The organism is Corynebacterium glutamicum ATCC 13032 (assembly GCF_000011325.1).
Taxonomy (GTDB): domain Bacteria; phylum Actinomycetota; class Actinomycetes; order Mycobacteriales; family Mycobacteriaceae; genus Corynebacterium; species Corynebacterium glutamicum.
Window position 1 is genome coordinate 1,392,929 of sequence record NC_003450.3, and the last position, 18,183, is coordinate 1,411,111.

At 49.7% G+C, this 18,183-nt stretch carries 19 protein-coding genes and 1 pseudogene; 9 read left to right on the top strand and 11 right to left on the bottom strand.

The annotated features are described in order from the left end of the window. Positions 1-10: 10 nt before the first annotated feature. From CGL_RS06605 to CGL_RS15640, 4 genes are all read left to right on the top strand, one after another. A complete protein-coding gene (locus CGL_RS06605; protein WP_003858832.1) occupies positions 11-226 on the top strand; it encodes an acetyl-CoA carboxylase biotin carboxyl carrier protein subunit in 216 nt (71 codons plus the stop codon). Beyond that, positions 226-810 carry a 16S rRNA (guanine(966)-N(2))-methyltransferase RsmD gene (rsmD, locus tag CGL_RS06610; RefSeq protein ID WP_003858829.1) on the top strand — a complete coding sequence of 195 codons (585 nt, stop codon included), beginning with the start codon at positions 226-228 and terminating at the stop codon, positions 808-810. Before CGL_RS06605 ends, rsmD begins: the two co-directional genes overlap by 1 nt. 3 nt (positions 811-813) lie before the next feature. Further along, positions 814-1,296 carry a pantetheine-phosphate adenylyltransferase gene (gene coaD, locus CGL_RS06615; protein ID WP_003858828.1) on the top strand — a complete coding sequence of 161 codons (483 nt, stop codon included), beginning with the start codon at positions 814-816 and terminating at the stop codon, positions 1,294-1,296. A gap of 72 nt (positions 1,297-1,368) precedes the next feature. Further along, the gene (locus CGL_RS15640; protein WP_074495633.1) at positions 1,369-1,608 is read left to right on the top strand and encodes a hypothetical protein; all 240 of its coding nucleotides are present in this window, start codon (positions 1,369-1,371) and stop codon (positions 1,606-1,608) included. A 260-nt stretch (positions 1,609-1,868) separates the two neighbouring features. Here CGL_RS15640 and CGL_RS06625 read toward each other — a convergent pair whose 3' ends face one another. The 3 genes from CGL_RS06625 to CGL_RS06635 are packed head-to-tail and all read right to left on the bottom strand — an operon-like array spanning position 1,869 to position 4,634. Continuing rightward, the gene (locus CGL_RS06625) at positions 1,869-2,633 is read right to left on the bottom strand and encodes an amino acid ABC transporter ATP-binding protein (RefSeq protein WP_003858826.1); all 765 of its coding nucleotides are present in this window, start codon (positions 2,631-2,633) and stop codon (positions 1,869-1,871) included. 3 nt (positions 2,634-2,636) lie between these two features. Continuing rightward, entirely contained in the window at positions 2,637-3,587 is a 951-nt protein-coding gene (locus CGL_RS06630; RefSeq protein WP_003858824.1) for an amino acid ABC transporter permease, read from the bottom strand. A 42-nt stretch (positions 3,588-3,629) separates the two neighbouring features. Next, a complete protein-coding gene (locus CGL_RS06635; RefSeq protein WP_011014291.1) occupies positions 3,630-4,634 on the bottom strand; it encodes an ABC transporter substrate-binding protein in 1,005 nt (334 codons plus the stop codon). 99 nt (positions 4,635-4,733) lie between these two features. On the opposite strand from CGL_RS06635, the gene CGL_RS06640 reads away from it, so the two are divergent. Then, complete coding sequence (locus tag CGL_RS06640; protein WP_003858818.1) at positions 4,734-5,543, top strand: DUF1266 domain-containing protein; 810 nt, start codon at positions 4,734-4,736, stop codon at positions 5,541-5,543. Between the two features lie 82 nt (positions 5,544-5,625). Here the strand turns inward: CGL_RS06640 and CGL_RS06645 are convergent, their stop codons facing one another. Together CGL_RS06645 and CGL_RS06650 are read right to left on the bottom strand one after the other, a co-directional pair. Further along, entirely contained in the window at positions 5,626-6,606 is a 981-nt protein-coding gene (locus CGL_RS06645) for a DUF368 domain-containing protein (RefSeq protein WP_011014292.1), read from the bottom strand. 647 nt (positions 6,607-7,253) lie between these two features. Then, positions 7,254-7,943 (bottom strand): site-specific integrase, encoded by a 690-nt coding sequence (locus tag CGL_RS06650; RefSeq protein WP_003858814.1) that lies wholly within the window; start codon positions 7,941-7,943, stop codon positions 7,254-7,256. A 461-nt stretch (positions 7,944-8,404) separates the two neighbouring features. On the opposite strand from CGL_RS06650, the gene CGL_RS06660 reads away from it, so the two are divergent. The 4 genes from CGL_RS06660 to CGL_RS06680 all read left to right on the top strand — a co-directional run bounded on the left by CGL_RS06660 (position 8,405) and on the right by CGL_RS06680 (position 11,290). Beyond that, complete coding sequence (locus tag CGL_RS06660) at positions 8,405-9,151, top strand: hypothetical protein (RefSeq protein WP_003861519.1); 747 nt, start codon at positions 8,405-8,407, stop codon at positions 9,149-9,151. A 192-nt stretch (positions 9,152-9,343) separates the two neighbouring features. Then, positions 9,344-9,778 carry a MepB family protein gene (locus CGL_RS06665; protein ID WP_003858809.1) on the top strand — a complete coding sequence of 145 codons (435 nt, stop codon included), beginning with the start codon at positions 9,344-9,346 and terminating at the stop codon, positions 9,776-9,778. Between the two features lie 421 nt (positions 9,779-10,199). Then, on the top strand, positions 10,200-11,066 hold the full coding sequence (locus CGL_RS06675; protein WP_011014295.1) for a DUF4258 domain-containing protein: 867 nt from the start codon (positions 10,200-10,202) through the stop codon (positions 11,064-11,066). Positions 11,067-11,068: 2 nt separating this feature from the next. After that, positions 11,069-11,290, top strand: coding sequence for a DUF2283 domain-containing protein (locus CGL_RS06680; RefSeq protein ID WP_003858801.1), 222 nt, complete (start codon positions 11,069-11,071; stop codon positions 11,288-11,290). A 1,098-nt stretch (positions 11,291-12,388) separates the two neighbouring features. Here the strand turns inward: CGL_RS06680 and CGL_RS15645 are convergent. The 6 genes and pseudogenes from CGL_RS15645 to CGL_RS06720 all read right to left on the bottom strand — a co-directional run bounded on the left by CGL_RS15645 (position 12,389) and on the right by CGL_RS06720 (position 18,035). Then, a complete protein-coding gene (locus CGL_RS15645) occupies positions 12,389-13,195 on the bottom strand; it encodes a DUF6973 domain-containing protein (protein ID WP_231838289.1) in 807 nt (268 codons plus the stop codon). Between the two features lie 740 nt (positions 13,196-13,935). Continuing rightward, positions 13,936-14,187, bottom strand: a pseudogene (locus CGL_RS06695) (integrase core domain-containing protein); the annotation flags it as partial. Between the two features lie 48 nt (positions 14,188-14,235). Then, positions 14,236-14,607 (bottom strand): hypothetical protein, encoded by a 372-nt coding sequence (locus tag CGL_RS06700; protein WP_003858795.1) that lies wholly within the window; start codon positions 14,605-14,607, stop codon positions 14,236-14,238. A 20-nt stretch (positions 14,608-14,627) separates the two neighbouring features. Then, a complete protein-coding gene (locus CGL_RS15525) occupies positions 14,628-14,933 on the bottom strand; it encodes a hypothetical protein (RefSeq protein WP_011265729.1) in 306 nt (101 codons plus the stop codon). 1,563 nt (positions 14,934-16,496) lie between these two features. Next, entirely contained in the window at positions 16,497-16,874 is a 378-nt protein-coding gene (locus CGL_RS06715) for a hypothetical protein (protein WP_003861526.1), read from the bottom strand. A gap of 258 nt (positions 16,875-17,132) precedes the next feature. After that, positions 17,133-18,035 (bottom strand): trypsin-like serine protease, encoded by a 903-nt coding sequence (locus CGL_RS06720; RefSeq protein WP_227747764.1) that lies wholly within the window; start codon positions 18,033-18,035, stop codon positions 17,133-17,135. Positions 18,036-18,183 lie beyond the last annotated feature (148 nt).

Here is an 18,183-nt window from a genome sequence, read left to right on the forward strand (position 1 = left end):
GGTTTAAGTCATGAAGATCTACGCACCTTTTGCTGGAATCGTCCACTATTTTGTCGATGAAGGCGATCCCGTGGAAACCGGCATGCAACTGGGAACGGTAGAAACCATCAAACTCGAGGCACCAATCATGGCACCGGGACCTGGCATCGTAGCTAAGGTTTCTTTTGATGATTTCTCCGACGTCACCGGCGGCGATGAACTCCTCGAATTGGAGGCAAAGAACTAATGGGTCAAACCCGCATCATTTCCGGCGACGCACGCGGCCGCAAGATCGAAGTACCACCAGCAGGTACCCGCCCCACCTCTGACCGCGCACGCGAAGGTCTCTTCTCCTCACTGCAGGTCCGTTTCGGATTTGAGGGCCAGCGCGTCCTCGACATTTTTGCCGGCTCCGGCGCACTCGGATTGGAAGCTGCCTCCAGGGGTGCCGATGAGGTAGTTCTGGTCGAGTCGAATCCTAAGGCCGTAGAGGTAATTCGACGGAATGTGGACGTCGTAAAGCATCCTCGCGTAACCGTCGCAGAGATGAAAGCATCCACCTACCTTGCGTCCGCACCCGATAAGTTTTTCACGATGGTGCTCGCCGACCCGCCCTATGAGCTTGCCGACGACGCCGTCACCGAGATGCTCACCGCATTGACGCCTAAGCTTCTCGACGGCGCCGCCGTGGTCGTGGAACGCCACGTAGACTCGCCAGAAACCGCATGGCCCGCCTGGCTGGTACCCACCACCCAGAAACTTAAAAAACGAACCTACGGCATAGCACGCATGGACATGGCCGTTTTCGACGAATCTCTGCTTCAGGAGTAACCAATGAAAGCTGTTTGCCCAGGATCATTCGACCCCATCACCCTCGGCCACCTCGACATCGTGACCCGCGCCGCCGCGCAATTTAGCGAAGTCACCATCTTGGTCACCGCCAACCCCAACAAAAACTCAGGACTGTTCACCGTCGCAGAACGCATGGATCTCATCCGCGAATCCACCGCACACCTCGACAACGTAAAAGTAGACACCTGGGCCTCACTGCTCGTGGATTACACCACCGAACATGGCATCGGCGCCCTAGTCAAAGGCCTGCGAAGCTCCCTCGACTACGAATACGAGCTCCCCATGGCACAGATGAACAGGCGACTCACGGGCGTAGACACCTTCTTCCTCCTCACCGACGAGAAATACGGCTACGTCAGCTCCACACTGTGCAAAGAAGTTGCCCGCTTCGGTGGCGATGTCTCCGGCCTCCTACCTGAGGTAGTGGCAAAAGCCGTGACAGAAAAATACAGCAACCAGCACTAGTTTCTTTTGCATCAAGCGTCTAGACTATGGAACCGACTTATCACAGACACGTGAAATAAGGAGGTGACAGCGATGGGTGTGGACCGACGGATGTGGAAAATGAGTCCTGAACGACTTCAGGAACATCTGCAACTGAAAAACCGCGCACGACAAATCCCGGACAAGAAGAAGCAACAAAACAAAAGGGCCTGCCGAGACAATTCTCGGCGGGCCTCCCGCAATTCTGGGGTATTTCCACGTGGTCGCTTGTTGCCTTCACCCTGTTGGGTGGGGCAGCTTTCCGCAACCGTCAGAATTAGGCCAAATCCCTAAGTGACTGAGCGTCCCTTGGTCTGAAAATCGCGTTTACAGGCTGAAATACTGCAGATCGAGACCAAAACCTCGTCGGCAGTAAGCTCCCTTGGTCTCGATGGGACGGTTAATGGATTCAAAAACCCGTCCAGTGTGAGTTCGAGTCTCACCAGGGGCGCCAGTATCAGTGGGATGCCTTCATTTCCGAGTTCTTGGGTTATCTTGAACGCAAAAACCTGCGAGCCGATAATGACTCGCAGGTTTTTTAAGACCCGAAAAGGTTAGAGCAGAGAAGACAGGAAGTCTTTGGTGCGCTGTTCCTTTGGATTGTCCAGAACTTGTTCGGGGGTTCCGGCTTCAACGACAACTCCATCGGCCATGAACACGACCTGGTCGGCGACTTCGTGGGCGAAGCCCATTTCGTGGGTGACAACAAGCATGGTCATGCCGTCGTCGGCGAGCTGTTTCATCACTCGCAGGACTTCACCGACGAGTTCAGGGTCCAAAGCGCTGGTGGGTTCGTCGAAAAGCATGAGCTTTGGCTCCATGGCGACGGCGCGGGCAATTGCAACGCGCTGCTGCTGACCACCCGACAGTTGGACGGGGTAGGCGTCCGCCTTGTGGGCGAGGCCGACCTGCTCAAGCAGCTCCATGGCACGTGCGCGGGCCTTGCTTTCGGGCTGCTTCTTCACGTGGATGGGAGCTTCGATGATGTTCTCGATCACCGTGCGGTGGGGGAAGAGGTTGAAGTTCTGGAACACCATGCCGATATCGGAGCGCTGCTTGGCGGCGTCCTTCTCAGAGATTTCGTACAGCACGCCATCGCGCTCGCGGTAGCCAATGAGATCGCCATCGACATACAAGCGACCCGCGTTGACCTTTTCCAGGTGGTTAACGCAGCGCAGCATGGTGGATTTACCGGAACCAGAAGGACCGATCAAGCAGGTGACGGTACCTTTAGGAACCTGCAAGTCAATGCCCTTGAGCACTTCCAAGCGTCCGTAGTTTTTGCAGACCTGCTGAGCATCAATCATCAGTTGCGACATTTGCTAGTTCTCCTTGGAAGTTTCAGGAACAACGGTGACATTGCCCGGGATTGCGCCTTCAGCATCAGCCAACGCAGCGAGCTGACGTGCGGTCAGGGTGCGGGTGCTGCCCTTTTCGAAGTGCTTCTCCAGGTAGTACTGACCAACCATAAGAATAGAGGTGATGACCAAGTACCAGCTCGCAGCAACCAGAAGCATTGGAACTGGCTCGAAGAGGGAGTACGCAATATCCATGCTGCGGCCGTACAGCTCGAGAGAATAAGGAATCGCAACAACCAGAGAGGTGGTCTTGAGCATGGAGATCAGTTCATTGCCGGTTGGCGGAATGATGATGCGCATGGCCTGCGGCAAGATGGTGCGACGCATGGTCATTGACCAGTTCATACCCAAAGCTTTCGACGCCTCCATCTGGCCCTCAGGCACCGCTTGGATGCCCGAGCGCACGATTTCCGCCATGTACGCAGCCTCGTTGAGACCCAGACCGATCACCGCGAGCAGGAACATATTAGACAGCAAGCTTTGCAGATCGATCTCTGCGAAACCGAGGTTGATCGACTGGTACAAGGAACCCAGCAGGCCCCAGAACACCAACTGCACATAAATTGGGGTGCCGCGGAAAATCCACAGGTACAGCCACGCTACGCCCTGCATGACAGGGTTGCCGGACATACGCATGACGGCCAAGATTGCGCCGAGAACCACACCCAAGATCATGGACAGCAAGGTCAGCGCAATGGTGTGAAGTGCCGCGGTGGCAATGCGGGTGTCAAAAAGATACGAGCGGTAGGTATCCCAACCGTAGGCCTCATTGTTGAGCGCGCTGATGATAAACCATGCGAGCAGTGCCACGATGATAGCGGCTGCGACCCACCGGCCAGGGTGGCGTAGTGGCTTGGCTTCAATCGGTTTCGGTTGGGCCGTTGAAGCTCCAGGCCCTTGATTAAGATCTGACATCTGTGAAGTAATCCTTTAATTGTTTTTAGTTGCTGGAAGGCTCTAGTTGAGTGGCTGTTCGTTGATCAGGGCCTCATCAAGAAGGCCTTCTTCAATGCCCCATTGCGCCATGATGCGCTGGTAATCGCCGGTGTCAATCAAGTGTTGGAACGCCGCAGCTGCTGCTGGGGTGAGGTCAGATTCCAACGGGAATGCGAAACCAAATGGCGCAGCCAAGTACATATCGCCCACAACTTCGATGCGGCCTTCGGAGCGCTCTGCAGCCCAAGCTGAAACAGGGGAGTCCGCAGCAAGTGCGTCTGCGCGTCCCAGGATCAATGCGGTAGCTGCAGTATCTGCGGTTTCATAAGACAAAATGGTGATCGGCTCTTTGCCTTCGGCTTCACATTGAGCTGAGCGAGGACGGACATCGTCGGTCTCTGCCACGGTTGTGCGCTGTACAGCAACGGTGAGACCACAGGCGTTTTCCGGATCGATTGGGGTTTCACGATCAGTTGCCTGCGCCCACTGCACACCTGCGAAGAGGAAATCGATGAAATCAAAGTTCTCGCGGCGTTCCTCGTTGTCAGTGAAGCCAGAGGCTCCGATATCAAGGGTGCCAGCTTGAACCGATGGAAGGATGAGGGAGAAATCCTGCTCCTGAGGGCTGAACTCCAAGCCCATCACCCCCGCCATTGCACGCACGAGGTCCATTTCCACACCGATAATCTGACCATCGGAATCTTTAAACTCAAACGGTGGGAAAGGTGGGTTGGCACCGGCGGTGAGCACACCGCGCTGAGCCAGAGCTTCGGGAACCATCGCCTGAATCTCCGGTACAGGATCTGGAACGATCTGCTCCCAGCCATCTGGGTTGCCCTGCTCCTCATTGGTGACACAAGAAGCCAAGGTGAATGAGGTTGCCACGATGCCGACGGTCGCCGCTACAGCGCGCTTGGGGATTTTGGGGAAACGCAAAGTGCTATGCAGTAGCCGTTTCAGAGGCGGTGTCTGCGAAATTCGCAATCGGGTGAAACTCTCAATCATGGGCAAAATACTACCTGCCATGGTGCAATAACCTTAAGTGAGGCTGGATTTTGCGTTGGCAGGCGCTCGGGTTTTGTTTTATCCGGCATGGGCTCGGGAGGGACTTTAAAATAAACAGCTATGTCGAGCCAACAAACGATCTTCATCATTTTGCTCTTTGCCGCAGTGATTCTCATTTCCATAGTAATGATTACAGCTGCCTTCAAAACCCGGAAAAAGCGCTTTGCCGCGCGGGCTGAAGGAATGGCCAACCCTACAATTCCTGCGCCAACTGTGCCGTGGCAGCGCTTCGCCGGAGCACTTGCAGCCTTGTACGCTAGGCCTGAATGGCACAAGACCCGCGGAGCGAAACGAGTGTACTCAGCTGAACAGACTTATTTTGGGTTTGTCTCAGCAATGCCACTGGGGATGGTGCAAAACATGCTGCAAACAGACTGGGGTGTGAAAAAGTCTGAGCATGCAGTTGATCAGCTTTCTAAAGGAGTGGAAGTGATCGTTGGGGTAGCCGCAGGCAACTGGCGTAAAAACGGAGTATCACCCGCACAAGTGGAAGAGGCAGGCCAGCGGTTAGCAGCTGAAGGATTGGCTCATCCACACTTTGTTGTATTCCAAAAGCAGCTTCAACAGGCAGATCCAAATGCAGAATATGATCTCGATGTGCTCGCATTTGATATCGCACGCGTAGCCAACCTCCTTCGCTGGGCTGCTTATACAGATCTGTTGCTCCCTGCAGAAGCCCGTTGGTTCCAAGACCAGCTGGGAATTGCGGCTGCTGTGTCCTTTGGGAGCTGGGAAGAATACGGAGAGCGATACGTCCGTGGACTACAGAAGAACTTCAAGGGCGGAAACAAGCCATATATCGAAGGAGAACGCTGGCTCAACACTGAGGCTGAAAGTCCATGGAAGACCCAAAAGTGGATTAGCGCCTAACTGCTCATGAGCTAAGCGGCAAAAAGCCCCGAGTCTGCCTTCAAACGGCAGATTCGGGGCGATTTCTTTGTGGAGTTCTTATTTAGCGCGGGTGCTCTTCTGCCACGGTCTCAGAATCAATGTTCTTGGAAGACACACGCTCAGCAAACATCAAAGCAGCGACAATCGCGCCACCAAGAATGATGATGCTGAAAATCATCACGGCGTTATCGCCAGGAGCAAGTAGATTAGCGTCACCGTCCTGCCAAGGCCACAGCGCACGAAGTGAACCCAGCATGAGACCAGCCATGATGGTCAGCGTGATGGTGCGGTGGTGCTCGAGAACATAAGACAAAACCTTCACAAACAAGATCACACCGGTGAGCGCGCCAAGCAAGAACACGCCGATGACCGACAAGTCACGGTTGGACAGAGATTCCATGATTGGCGCGTACATACCGACCGCCAGCAAGAAGAATGATCCTGAAACACCAGGAAGAACAAGAGCACACACAGCGATCGCAGCACAGATGAAGACAAAGATCAGTGAAGGATCGGTGCGAGGCGCACTAGTGAAGGATGTTCCAAAGAATCCCAGCATGGCGCAGATTATAAATAGCGGGATGACGATTGCGAGGCGCTTCTTGGCATCCCGCATATCCATCATTCCCAACGGAACAAGGATAGACACGGCAACCATTCCAAGGAACAGACCGCGAGTGATCTCTGGGTAGTCCTCAACAACTGTATGCAAAATCGATGACATCGAGAAGACCATCACGACCATGCCAACGCCGATAGCGCCGAGGAACCACCAGTCGATTTTCGCCGCAGCTTCCTTAACCTTCGAGCGGTCCTTGATCAACACCTTGATCAGATCAATGAGGAGATCACCGTTGTGCAGTGCGCGCTCATAAATTCCAAGAACCAAAGCGACAGTTCCGCCGGAAATTCCTGGCACCAACTCCGCCATTCCAATCAAACCACCGCTAATGATGTTGAAAATCACCGCAAGTGGAGTCTTTTTCGTCTTGATGGGATAGACGTGCTGCACGTCTAGGGCATCAGGGTTGGTGGCGCTCATAGGTAATCCAATTATCTTTCTTTGGCGTCTGGCAAAACGCCTCCCACTATACGTGTTACGAAACTAAGTCGGTAGCTGGCAAAGGGTGATCTGTGCTGAAAACTGGGCGTAGGGTGCAGAAAGTTGGGTCTCTCAACTCAGACGCATTTGTGGCCAATTTGAAGGCTCTAATGCTTCGCACGGGCAAATAGTCGGGGAGAGGTTTTACAGGCCGTTAGATTGGATTCTGTGGCCTCATGATTTTTCGGCATCGAAGCATCAACTCGGGCAGACCAGACTGGTTATAAGTGGTCGAAACCAGCCAGGGGTGACAAGAGAAGGCCGAAATCCAAAGTTTTGTCACGTGTGTCCGGTTTGGGGAGATTGCACTAGTCGATCTTGAAACTACCCCCAAGTTTCTGGGCGATTTTTGTCGAGTTACCCCAAAAATGAAGAAATCCCACTGCTTTAACCGCAGTGGGATTTGATTTCTAGAACATCTTGGCCGAAATCACTTCTCCAAGTCGGAGTTTCCGCTGGTAGTGGTGCCCCTGGTGAGACTCGAACTCACACTGGACGGGAGTGAGACCAGATCATTTCTGTCATGTAATTGAGTGTTTATTGCTGTTGTTGCAGCTCGATGTTAACTAAAAATGCAACTATTGCGTCTATTCTTCTTCTTTAGCTTCTTTATTTGGAGACTTTTTGGAGACTTTTCGTGCCTCTTTGAGCGCTTGGTTGACGACATCACCAATCGGAACGTCTTTGTCAGTTTTAGCGATGTAGACCCGTTCTGTGAGTCGTGAGTCAGCATGGCCGAGTACGTCTGATGCGGCCTTGGAATCAAGGTTCTCAGAGACAATTGATGCAAGGGTTTTCCTGATGCTGTGCACGGTCACCCAATCATATGCAGTACCCTTTCGGTGTTTTCGCAACAATTTGTTGAAATTGGACTCATAAATATATGTGCCTCTAGCGGAAGGGAACACCATTTCGAGATGTTCGGCGTAGAGTGCATGTCTTTTGCGTAAGACGTCTGAGGCAATTTCTGGCAACTGAATGACACGCCTACTGCTGGTCGTTTTTGTTTTATCTTGTCTGTGGTTACCTTTTTCTTTGTTGTAGACAATGGTGCCTCGGATAAAGATTCTTGGATGCTCCTCGTCAAGCACCACGTCTACCCATCGCAGGCTCAGTGCTTCCCATGCTCGCAACACTGTTCCAAGGCAGACATCGACAACGTCGATGAGAGTCAATTGTTTTGAGGCCGCAATAACAGCGTGAAAGGGTTGAATGTCAGCAACCTGCAGTGCTTGGGGCTCGTTGGTTTGTGCTTTTACAGGTCGCACTTCAGCCATAGGGTTAACATGTACAAGCCCGTAGGGGGTTTCCCCACCGAGTTCAGATTTGTCGTGAGAAAAGGGCATTATGACCGTTACAGGAATGAAGGCTGGGGATATTTAAAAAACTATTGCAAACACAACTTCGCCAACCACGCTATGGCTGAGGCCGTAGTAGATAAAGCGGTGATTGATTATGGCTCATCGCCAGGAACCAGCTATTACAAGTTCGAGAAAACGGTGTACTTTCTAGATTGCAGAACTTATACATTCAATAAGAACTCAGGATGTAAAGAAATGCACGCTCCGCAATGGGTGACTATTATTTACAATCCTCATACTTTCACTGGAGCAAATTCGAACAGACCCAAGGGGGTAATTTCAGCATGGTGTAACTCAACCCCACCTGGTGGAATCGAACACGAGCCGGAAATTTCCCAATGTCCTGATCATGTGAATCTTTATAATAAGCTTCGCATATGACAGAACCCCATCAACTGTGCATCTACACTAAAGGCCATAAAACTTCCGGATTTCGCTTTATCGGGCCATCGCTAAGTCTAGATTTTCTACTCATCAACATCATGGGAAAGTGGAATGCATTTTCTAGAGTGACAAAAAGGGACGGTAGTTCATTACCTTTCCCAGGTAATGTATTTACTAATCAGCGCATAGTCGGAGCTGTTCGGCAGTGTCTTTTTCAAGCGATCGTTGCTGAAAAATGGTCACTTTTCTCGTCCAATATAAGATCCTTAGTAGCTGATCTACCGGATGTGCTCACTGTATCTGAGTTACAGGAATGGTTAGAGTTCTTTGTGCAGCACACCGGAATTGGTGTCAAGGTTGGGCGTGCGCTGATTGTTGATCCTGATCAGGAGTGGACGCAGCTAGCTGGACGTTGTGAGCTTGTGGGATATTGTGCACTGAGTCCTGGTTGGCCCAGTCCTATTAGCTCGGTTTTCGAAAAGACAGATCTTGAATTGTGGGAGTCAGCATTAGCGACGAGTTGGATGATGCTGGGGCCTTTTATAGCTGAACGTTATACCTATCAAATGCCGGTTGAGGAGTTTTATTGGCGTCATGATGCGGAGTTGCGGTGGTGGGAGAGCTTTGTCAACGGCTGTTTTGACGATTTAACAAGTTTGCAGAAGCTTTTGAGTCTGTTACTGGCTAAACACTATTTATCGAGAGATTACCTAATGGTGCGCGTTTTCACAATTGATTAGTGCGCCGGGTCAAAGATAATAGTCGCAAGCGCCGTCGTTTAAAAGTATTGTCGTTCAGTAGCCGGATATACCCTCCGACTGCTGACGGTTAAACAAGAGCTGAGGTGAGTTCCCCAACGAGAGTGGAGAGTGAAGCTTGAAAAGAGGCAGGAGAGGTAGGCTTCCTGCGGCTGAAGTTGATAAGTTGAGCTCATGGGATTTAGCGCGTTGGAGCTGTGGTCGACCGAGCTAGGCATAACTGTTTCGGTCACGCCTGAGCCACAGAACAGTGATTATGAATCAGGATTAGCACAGGTTGAAGGCCATGAGTGGCATGTCCGGACTGCACGGAACACGCCGTCGAAGCCGGGTGCCTTTGTTGCCTTTTGGCAGCGAGGCGTAGGAGGACAGACCCAGCCGTTTAGTGACGACGGGATGAATGCCGGTCTTCTTGTCTTTGTGAGGAACGATGTTCGGCGCGGAGTGTTTAGGTTTTCCGCTGGTCATCTTGCAGAATTGGGGATTACCGCAGCAGACGGACAGCCGGGCAAACGTGGATTTCGCGTTTACCCCTCCTGGTGCGAAGGGCTCAATTCGCAGGCGAGGGCCACGCAGCGAGCACAATCTAGCGCATTCGAGGAGTATTGAGATCACGTCGTGCTCACCCCCAGTGGAGGGTGGCGACGATGTTGTGACTCTGGAGGTTTTTCTGCAAGAACTGCTGACATCGTTAGTAAACTTAGGTCTGTTCTGCCGGTGGGCTATCTGAGGTTTATATAGCAGGAAACAACGCGCTGAGCACAGCCCAGATTTCATTGGCGATCACGTCTCACTGCATGCACATGAGCGTTTAGTGCAGGAACTCCAAAACTTTTGGTCACACACTCTAGCGTTTTTGGGCACGGTATTGTTGTGCGGTATGAACAACGCGAGTTAATACACGGAAAGCTCCTGAGAATAGTTCTTTCTCAGGGCTTGAAGCTTGAGGGCTTGAAGCTTGAGGGCTTCTAGAAAGCAGGTATGAGGAAAGTACTTTCCCACATGAATCAGAAGAAAGGCATGGACTGGGATGAACAAGGCTGATGAAATATTCCTTTGCGAAGGCGATATTTTTGCTCCCTTGATTGCGGGTTTAAGTAGCGTTAACAGCGCGATCCGCTCTGCCGCAGTTCATCATGCGTTTAGATCTATGGATCGCGCTGCAGCAACGGGTACAACTTATGGAGCGAGTATCGTTCAGTCACTGTGTGACATTGTTGTTACGCATATGTATGTCGAATCAGATTCTCAAGTTTCAATTGATTCTGGGGTTGTAAGTGCATTGACGATTGACGGGAAAGAAGTCTCTCTCGATCTCCCCAATAAGGAACTTGAATCATTAGGGTTAGATGAATACTCAACCTCGCCTAGCGGTGCTTCCATTGCAGTTACGAATGAAGGAGGGGGAGCTTTCCGATCTCTAATTCATATTCCTAACCTGGAATCAAATGGTGAGTTCGAATTTTCATTTTCTAATGATATGACTCTTAGTTCCTTGCCTGATGGCGGAGTCACAGTTCGAGATAATAAGGGGGATATCTTAGGCACCCTTGATGCACCTTGGGCTATAGATGCGACAGGGGCCTCGGTTAAAACATGGTATGAAATTCGTCAAAGCACGATAGTTCAACATGTCGCACCAACTTCTTCAACGCAATTTCCCGTCGTAGCAGATCCCTTCTGGATCCCATTCTTAGGTATCATGGGTGGCCATCTCACGCGTCATGCGTTAACCCAGATGGCTAAGCGAAAGATCACTAAAGAGCTAGTTGAGCACGTTATAAAAACAGGCAGAGGAAGCAAGGGCAACGGGAATACTACAGTATTTAACGGCAACGGGATTCGAGTTATTGTCGATAATGTGAGCGGAAATGTGATTACTGTTACGAAAGGCTAATTATGAATTTTGAGTATGACCCAGAAGCTGATGCAGCCTATCTAACCCTAACGCAGTCGGGTGTCCTTCCAGAACAGCAGATATCAGCAATAACTACAGAAGGAATGGAAGGAGAAATAGAGATAGACGTTGATGAAAATGGCAAAGTTATTGGTATTGAGTTCGTGAATGCTTCTTTGATTCTTCCTTCAGATTTCCTCAAAAAATCAAACCGGATATCATAATCCCATCTAAAGGGTTGCCACCAGACAGAAGATCTGTCCCCTGCTCAGGTTACTGTAAAAAATAGCGTGGAATCACGACACGGCCATAGTAGTGGACGAAGCTGGTATGGGTTCTGGCCCTTATTTATGGAGTTACAACACCCATAAATAAGGGCCAGAACCCATTACTGCCTGTATAAAGAGCACTACAAAGCCACAGACTAACCCGGCTTACAGGCCCATCCCATGATCATGGCTACGGCTCGGATTCATCCTGAATTGCTGATCCGCACTCCGACCAGCACCCAATGACTTAGAATCTGACGACGCATTCACATTAAACGTCCTCGGCTGTAGCTCTTCCGTAAACGCCACCGTTGTCCGTGCACAGACGTGCTTCCCGTTCTTCACGCGGCGTAAGGAACCAACTTCCTGATAGTGGACACAAGGGTCTAATTAGGTAGCAGATTTCAGGATAGCAGGACCGCGCTCCTCAAAACACTGCTGGTGCGAGATATTTACACCAGGAATGTCGGCGTACCGTGTTGTAACGGGTACACCAGCGCAAGGCGTCCGGGCAGCGGATCGACCGGGGAACCAAAAGCAGCACGTTTAAAGCCCTGCGCTGGTTTAAACCAGTGCGGGGCTTGATGTGTTGAATGCTTAAAGCTAGTTGGTAGGTTCCCAAACATTGTTTTTCAGGTTGAAGACAAAATCGAGCGTAGAGTCCGTGGGTCGAAATGATATGTCGTAGTCAGACAGCACAGGGCAAAGATCAACAATGTGGGTCCTTTTGAAACTAATCCACTCGGTATTACTGCTAGTGGATTTCAGAACAAGTATGCTTTGCGTCTCATCAAATCCAAATCTAGGTACAGGCGTGTCTTCTAACTGAAGTTCTGCCTCGACAGTATCTTTTGGCGCATATGGGCAGACTATAGCGAATTCAACCCATTCATCGCCATAAATACTTCTAAGATTGAGAGACTGATGGGACGACTGATCTGCTGAGCTTAGATGACTCTCCAGGGCATTTTCTGTGCTGCAACTAGCGAGGGTCAGAGCTGTTAAGGGGATGATGACTGCTAGTCGCTTTTTTAGCATCAGAGGGCACCTTGCTTATTTTAGAGTTTTTAGTCTACCGAGATTTGTCCACAGCGCGCATATCGCGAGCGCGCTAGTTTCATCCTTACTATTAATGAATCCGGCTCCGATCTGTCGGCCTTGTGCATTATTGAATAGGTCCATTGCATTTTCATCGGCCGGACCGTCCCCGATTGTCTCGTGGTTTGTTGCAATTCTTTCAGCTCCATTGCTCCCGATTCGTATCGTCATCAGAGCGTTCCATGAGCAATGCCGAAATGCATCGCCTTTGCCGTTGCGAAGGGAATCGCCTGGGTATCGTGCGACAGCCTCATTATTTGCTTTGGTTGCTGCTTGGTTTGCAATCCCGCATGATACAACATCAACTAGATTGATGCATGAAAGCATTTCGAGGCCTGATATGTAAATTTTGTAGGGGTCGGACTGTGCCGCGAGACGGGTTTCTTGGCGTTGTTGGAGTGAACTCGGATCCCGTTTAAGCGCTGCTATTATTGAACGCTGTTCGATGTCGGTGAGGGTATCGAAGTACTCGTAGGGGTCATGAGAATCGTACATAGTTGTGATTTCATCTTGAGCACCAAGGATCTGTTCAGCTGAAATGTCGCTTGTGTTTACGTGAATCTCGGCGTTGAGGTCGATTGCAGATTCAGGTAAAGGGGTGATCTGTTCGAGGCTTTGTGCAGTGGAAGTAGGGCTTAGTATTGTGGTTAAGCCGATGCATAGTGTGATTGCAGAAGCGCCTGCAATACGACTGACTCTGTTTAACAAAAAGAGCTCCTGATCATGTAGGTGTCCTGAAACGCGATTAGATTGTTTCAGCACAGACGCTAACACCGATTTCGTTCGGAATCTATTATTAAATTCATATTTCAATATTTATCTAAGGGTTTTTCCAATGTGCAACTTCCGGAAGCCTGTGGTGTAGTGAAATAGATCTTCTAGTTAATGGCGCATGACTAAAGAACTCAAAAATACGTATTTCGCTATGGAAAAAAATGACGCTTAAAGTGCTTATTCGATGCTGTTTAAAAGCAACATAATAGTGCCTTAAACACCGCTAGTCAGGCTTACTAAAAGGCCAGAAACGAGCACGTAGGGGACACTAGAGTTTATGGCGTATCGCACCTTAGCAAAAGAATTTCCAAGCTCACCGCACGATAGTGCGCAATCTCGTGTTGATGCGCTTTATGAGCAGAGGCTGCAGCATGTCAGCACTATTAATACAGGCATTGATGTTGGTGGTTATCCAGTATTTTGCGTTGTTGATGCAGAAGTGACCTCTCGGTATACGCGCAAGCCCCGCACGTCGAGGGCGGGGAGGATGTCAAGCAACGCCATTCGTGATCGGTGTACTGGAACTTATGCGCGATTTTCTAGTAGGGGGCTCAGAGAATCCACCTAGCTGGATTTCATGGAAGGAAGTGAAAAAACCATTTGTTTCTGCAGTATGTCCGCACTCGCTTAGTTGATGTCATCCAATGTGGAGAAGTTCAAAAGCTGAAGCGGGGGAGCGCAGTTCTACTTCGAGCCCGACCCCCGGAGAGTAGACACAGGGGATTTAATCAGGAAGCAGATTTCAGGATAGCAGGACCACGCTCCTCAAACACCGCAGGCGCAAGATATTTACACCAGCAATCTCGGCGCACCGTGTTATAGCGGGTACACTAGCGGAAAACATCCCGGCGGCAGATCAACTAGTTCGCAAAAGTCTTAGAATCTTGGAGGACTTCCCGCCTGAGTGCGGCGTTGAACGACTCCGCTAACGCGTTGTCAGCACTGGTGCCAATTGATCCCAATGACTGCCTCATTCCGAGGCTGTCTATATAATATTTGTAGGGTTATATTTGTTGTCTATTTCCCTTCTAAAACAGCACCTGTTCGAAAGCGTCGACGCGACTGGGGAAAGCATCAACGCTTACGTCTCGGTCATCCATGATCAAGAGTTCAGCAGCTTCTTCAAATTTCTCTATGTCATTTAGAATGACCACAGTGTAAACATCGCACAGTATATGGTTTTCTGGATATTTACCGTTATGCTCCATCTGATATTGGTCGGAAAGTGACTCCCATCCATAAGCTTTTTCAGCCTGCTGAAGGTTTTTAGAAACTGAAATTACATCAACACCGTCCAGAGCCAATAGATTCTGAACTCGTTCGCGATATCTGCTGTAAGCGTTACTTTCATTGCCGTTTTCTACAATAAATTGAGTTAGAAAAACATAAGTCTTTCGCATGAGTTGATTCGCCTAGTCCTTTAACTTCGGTTAAGACCTTCAAACGGAAAGCGGTCAATAGGTACCGGAAGGCAATGGCGTTTAGTATGACCAAATGGGACGAAGGTATTGGCCCTTTTTTCAGCCTCAACCTTAGAATAGGCATGACCAACTACGACCCAACCGTCATAGTTGTTCAAGCTTGGAACCGACCAAATTTTGTGGACATTGCACTTTACTGCAATTCGATCCATGGCTTGAGGCGCGATTATTTCATTCGCCTGAATAGTAGGGGTGATTGCAAGTGATAATGCTATTGCAATACCAATCGAAGCTAGTTTCCTCATGTCACATTCCAATCGGTGTGGTGAGTGTGTGGAGTTGGCAAGTTGCGGAACGATCTTGCCTGATTTCTACTGTTGCATATATTTTCGCGAAATGAGCCTTAACCTATAAAATCCCCTAATTGTTATAGGAATGATATTGTTTTATTTTGTTTTGGCATTGTTTCGTCTTATTAATCCATGCTTGCAATTGGTTAGATTCGGGTCGTGGCTAACCTAAGTGAGGTTGTGTAGATTTACTGGGTTATTCAATAATGAGTGTTTGGTGGTTGAGTGGCTTATCCCTTAATAATTCTCCTTGCAGCCTATAAGCGTTAGGCTTTACCTACACACCCGGAACACCCTTACACCAGCGCGAGCTACAGAAGATTCACAGATTGGGAGCCCTTCGATGAGATTCTATGTGACCAATAGGGACACCGATCCTCCCATGGGATCGAGGGGAACCTGGGTTAATCTACTCCGGGACAATTGGGATGACTATGGGTTCAAAACTTCTTTTCATGTAAAACTATATCGGGACAATGGCGAGACAATACAGCTCGGAATGGTGAAGATCCTGCGTGCCGGACAAATTGAGTTTTTACTGACCTAGGGGACCGACTGAGGAAGTCGCACAGTGCCTTTTGTCATGCAGGGCGCTGAAGAATAAATTTGTTTACAATTTTAGTGTAGGAAATGCGCGCGAACAGCGTCGAAGGTATGCTCATTTACGTATCCTTGCCCTCGTAGCCATCCCCCGAGCGCTATGCCTGAGGCAGGGGCACGTCTGGTTTCTGCTCAAGAATTTTTCGTAGCATTCCATAGTTGCGTCAGATGGAAGCTGGCGTTGCTGAGTTAGTCAGTCGAAGGGGAAAGGTTCAATCGTCCAGTTTGATGTGGAGATATTACCGTCATATGGAATCCAGCGTTCATCATCCCACGGTGCAGCTGAAGGGGGTTCCGGGCTGTCCCATCTCCACTGCTGCCAGTCAATAGGTAGTCCCGATCCCAAGCGTCGTGAACCTGCAGCTAGATGATGCCCTGAGGGAGTGCTATAGGACCACCAGTAGGAAGTCGAATCGGCTGCTCCCCGGGTAAAATTGCTGCGACTTAGGTTCCGTTGTTCTATGAATTCGAAAGCCTTTTTCTGCCATGCGTCCGGTTGTGAAGTCGGAAAAATCACTTGGGAATGGATGAAACTGTCGAGGTCCGCAGCCAGAAAGTAGAGTTGGTCAAGGTGCCTATCGTCTCTTAGGCGTCCTTCTTCGTTAGTTCCGGTTAGTTTCGAGACTTCGAGCTCATGCTTTCTGCGATGTCGCTTGGCTACTTGTGCTGCGCGTTCCTCAAGATATTCGACGAGGGCGCCGAGAAGGACGAGCGTTTTCGTCGAATTGGTCTGCGTACCGAAAGAGAGGTCACGTCCGTGAGCCGCGCCGTGTCTTGAGAGCTTGCCGTAAAACCCGGTGGCGTTGATGGCCTCTTTGAACAGGTCGCGAACAATCGGCAGATTCGAAGCTATACCTGCGAGAGTCGAATCGTCCAGATATGGGTCATTAGACGAATTAGAGAAGAATGTTGCTCCGGTTATATCTCGGGTAAGCCCATCGATTTGGGAAAAGTCAGAAGGATAGCGGCTGCGTAATTACCATTCTCATGACACTTCACTGCCTGGTCGATGAGATTTCCTCGTTGAAATTGAAGTCGCTGAAAGCTGTAATCAATACCTCGGCCATAACGCCGAAGTGGAATGGCTACATGGTGAAGAAAGGATTCACTGGTATTGTTCCACTGTTGTGTAACAAGGGCATCGATCTCCGCGCTGTCAGTACCACGGCGAGCAAGCTCCACAATCTGCTCAGTGCCGCGCCGATGCCACAGCCCGTATGACGCCCATCCAAGAGGTGCAAGGATTTCTACTGCAGGTCCGATGAGGTTGTCTCGGTTTAGTGCAAAGTATTTCATTTACTCATCCTCCCAGTTTTGACCAAAGTGTGCACCTACTGGTGCCACTGGAAGAGCGCCGGAGAGGAAGGGCTAAGTGGCTATCCGATGCTACTGTGTACTATCACCCACAAAATATCAAGGATCTTGTTGCACTGGCATAATGCGACGGGGTATGGCTGCACCCAAGGATTAACGAGATCGCCCATGGTTAGCAACCATGATAGAGCCCTCTAATCTTGATGATAAACCTCAGGGATTGCTCCTGAGGCAATTGGATTAGGAACTGAGAGGGGATAAAGAACTCGAAAAAGTTGCCGAAGGTTGATCCTCAGCGATTCGGTATCGAGATCGAAATCCCTCGAACGCTCGTTGTTCTTCTTCTACAGAAGTACTATTTTCCGAACTCATAATTTGATGTATCCATGCAGTGTGGGGCGAAATAGCAGAATGCCACATTTTTTTACCTTCCCCCGGTGAGCAGTCAAAATTGATCGCTCCGGCTGTATGTACTGCATGAATCGTATTCCCTGCAAAGACTGCTCCTCCGGAATCACCGTTACAGCTTCTAGAATCAGTTAAAGAAACAGTTTCCAGTACATCCAAATAATAGGTACTGAAACCTACATTGAATTTATCTAAGTGCGCTACTGACTCAACTCTCGCAATTGAAGAAAAATCGTTGCTACCGCCGTACCCAATGAGCGTCAGAACTTTTCCTATAGCGATCTTTTCTTCGGGGAGATCAAAAGTTTGAGCAGAAATACCTCTCCCCACCTTGATTAAAGCTAAATCATGGTGCTCTGAAATTGTGTAGGTATTTTCAACACCTGCGACTTCACCATCGGATTGCTCCAGGTATCCAAGGAAGTCTTTCTCGGAGGTAACGCAGTGCCGTGCGGTTATCCAAAATTTTCCCTCGATGTGATTAGCAGTACAAGAACGAACAACCTTTTTGGTATCTTCGGCCTCAGGATCGAACTGCCACAGCGCGGCGATTCTATTGTCCACTACAGGATGAGTGCTAGTGGCTTCCAGATTAATATTTGAAAGATTAAAAGGAGGATATGCCTCCGGGTTCTGCTGCAATTCGCGGTATTCAGAAATAGTATTCGGCCATTTTCCACCACTATCCTGCTCTTTCGTTATCTCTTGCGCATGTACCGGAATGGTGAACGGCATCAGCCCTATCAACAGAGCTCCGACAAAAGAGAAAAAGCGACTACACATACAACGTGCTCAATTCGACTACATTATGGGATGAAAACCGCCATGACCTCTAGAGGAAAATGTCAGAGGTCATGGCAGCTAAGGAATGGATCTCGCTAGG

Bases quoted from the DNA above. Each gene is read 5' to 3' on its own strand.
- rsmD (WP_003858829.1), top strand. From the start codon at position 226: ATGGGTCAAACCCGCATCATTTCCGGCGACGCACGCGGCCGCAAGATC.
- CGL_RS06605 (WP_003858832.1), top strand. From the start codon at position 11: ATGAAGATCTACGCACCTTTTGCTGGAATCGTCCACTATTTTGTCGAT.
- CGL_RS15525 (WP_011265729.1), bottom strand. From the start codon at position 14,933: ATGAGGAAACTAGCTTCGATTGGTATTGCAATAGCATTATCACTTGCA.
- CGL_RS06630 (WP_003858824.1), bottom strand. From the start codon at position 3,587: ATGTCAGATCTTAATCAAGGGCCTGGAGCTTCAACGGCCCAACCGAAA.
- CGL_RS06700 (WP_003858795.1), bottom strand. From the start codon at position 14,607: ATGCGAAAGACTTATGTTTTTCTAACTCAATTTATTGTAGAAAACGGC.
- CGL_RS06715 (WP_003861526.1), bottom strand. From the start codon at position 16,874: ATGAAATACTTTGCACTAAACCGAGACAACCTCATCGGACCTGCAGTA.
- CGL_RS06625 (WP_003858826.1), bottom strand. From the start codon at position 2,633: ATGTCGCAACTGATGATTGATGCTCAGCAGGTCTGCAAAAACTACGGA.
- CGL_RS06650 (WP_003858814.1), bottom strand. From the start codon at position 7,943: ATGGCTGAAGTGCGACCTGTAAAAGCACAAACCAACGAGCCCCAAGCA.
- CGL_RS06660 (WP_003861519.1), top strand. From the start codon at position 8,405: ATGACAGAACCCCATCAACTGTGCATCTACACTAAAGGCCATAAAACT.
- CGL_RS06680 (WP_003858801.1), top strand. From the start codon at position 11,069: ATGAATTTTGAGTATGACCCAGAAGCTGATGCAGCCTATCTAACCCTA.
- CGL_RS06635 (WP_011014291.1), bottom strand. From the start codon at position 4,634: ATGGCAGGTAGTATTTTGCCCATGATTGAGAGTTTCACCCGATTGCGA.
- CGL_RS06720 (WP_227747764.1), bottom strand. From the start codon at position 18,035: ATGCCGTTCACCATTCCGGTACATGCGCAAGAGATAACGAAAGAGCAG.
- CGL_RS15640 (WP_074495633.1), top strand. From the start codon at position 1,369: ATGGGTGTGGACCGACGGATGTGGAAAATGAGTCCTGAACGACTTCAG.
- coaD (WP_003858828.1), top strand. From the start codon at position 814: ATGAAAGCTGTTTGCCCAGGATCATTCGACCCCATCACCCTCGGCCAC.
- CGL_RS06645 (WP_011014292.1), bottom strand. From the start codon at position 6,606: ATGAGCGCCACCAACCCTGATGCCCTAGACGTGCAGCACGTCTATCCC.
- CGL_RS06640 (WP_003858818.1), top strand. From the start codon at position 4,734: ATGTCGAGCCAACAAACGATCTTCATCATTTTGCTCTTTGCCGCAGTG.
- CGL_RS06665 (WP_003858809.1), top strand. From the start codon at position 9,344: ATGGGATTTAGCGCGTTGGAGCTGTGGTCGACCGAGCTAGGCATAACT.
- CGL_RS06675 (WP_011014295.1), top strand. From the start codon at position 10,200: ATGAACAAGGCTGATGAAATATTCCTTTGCGAAGGCGATATTTTTGCT.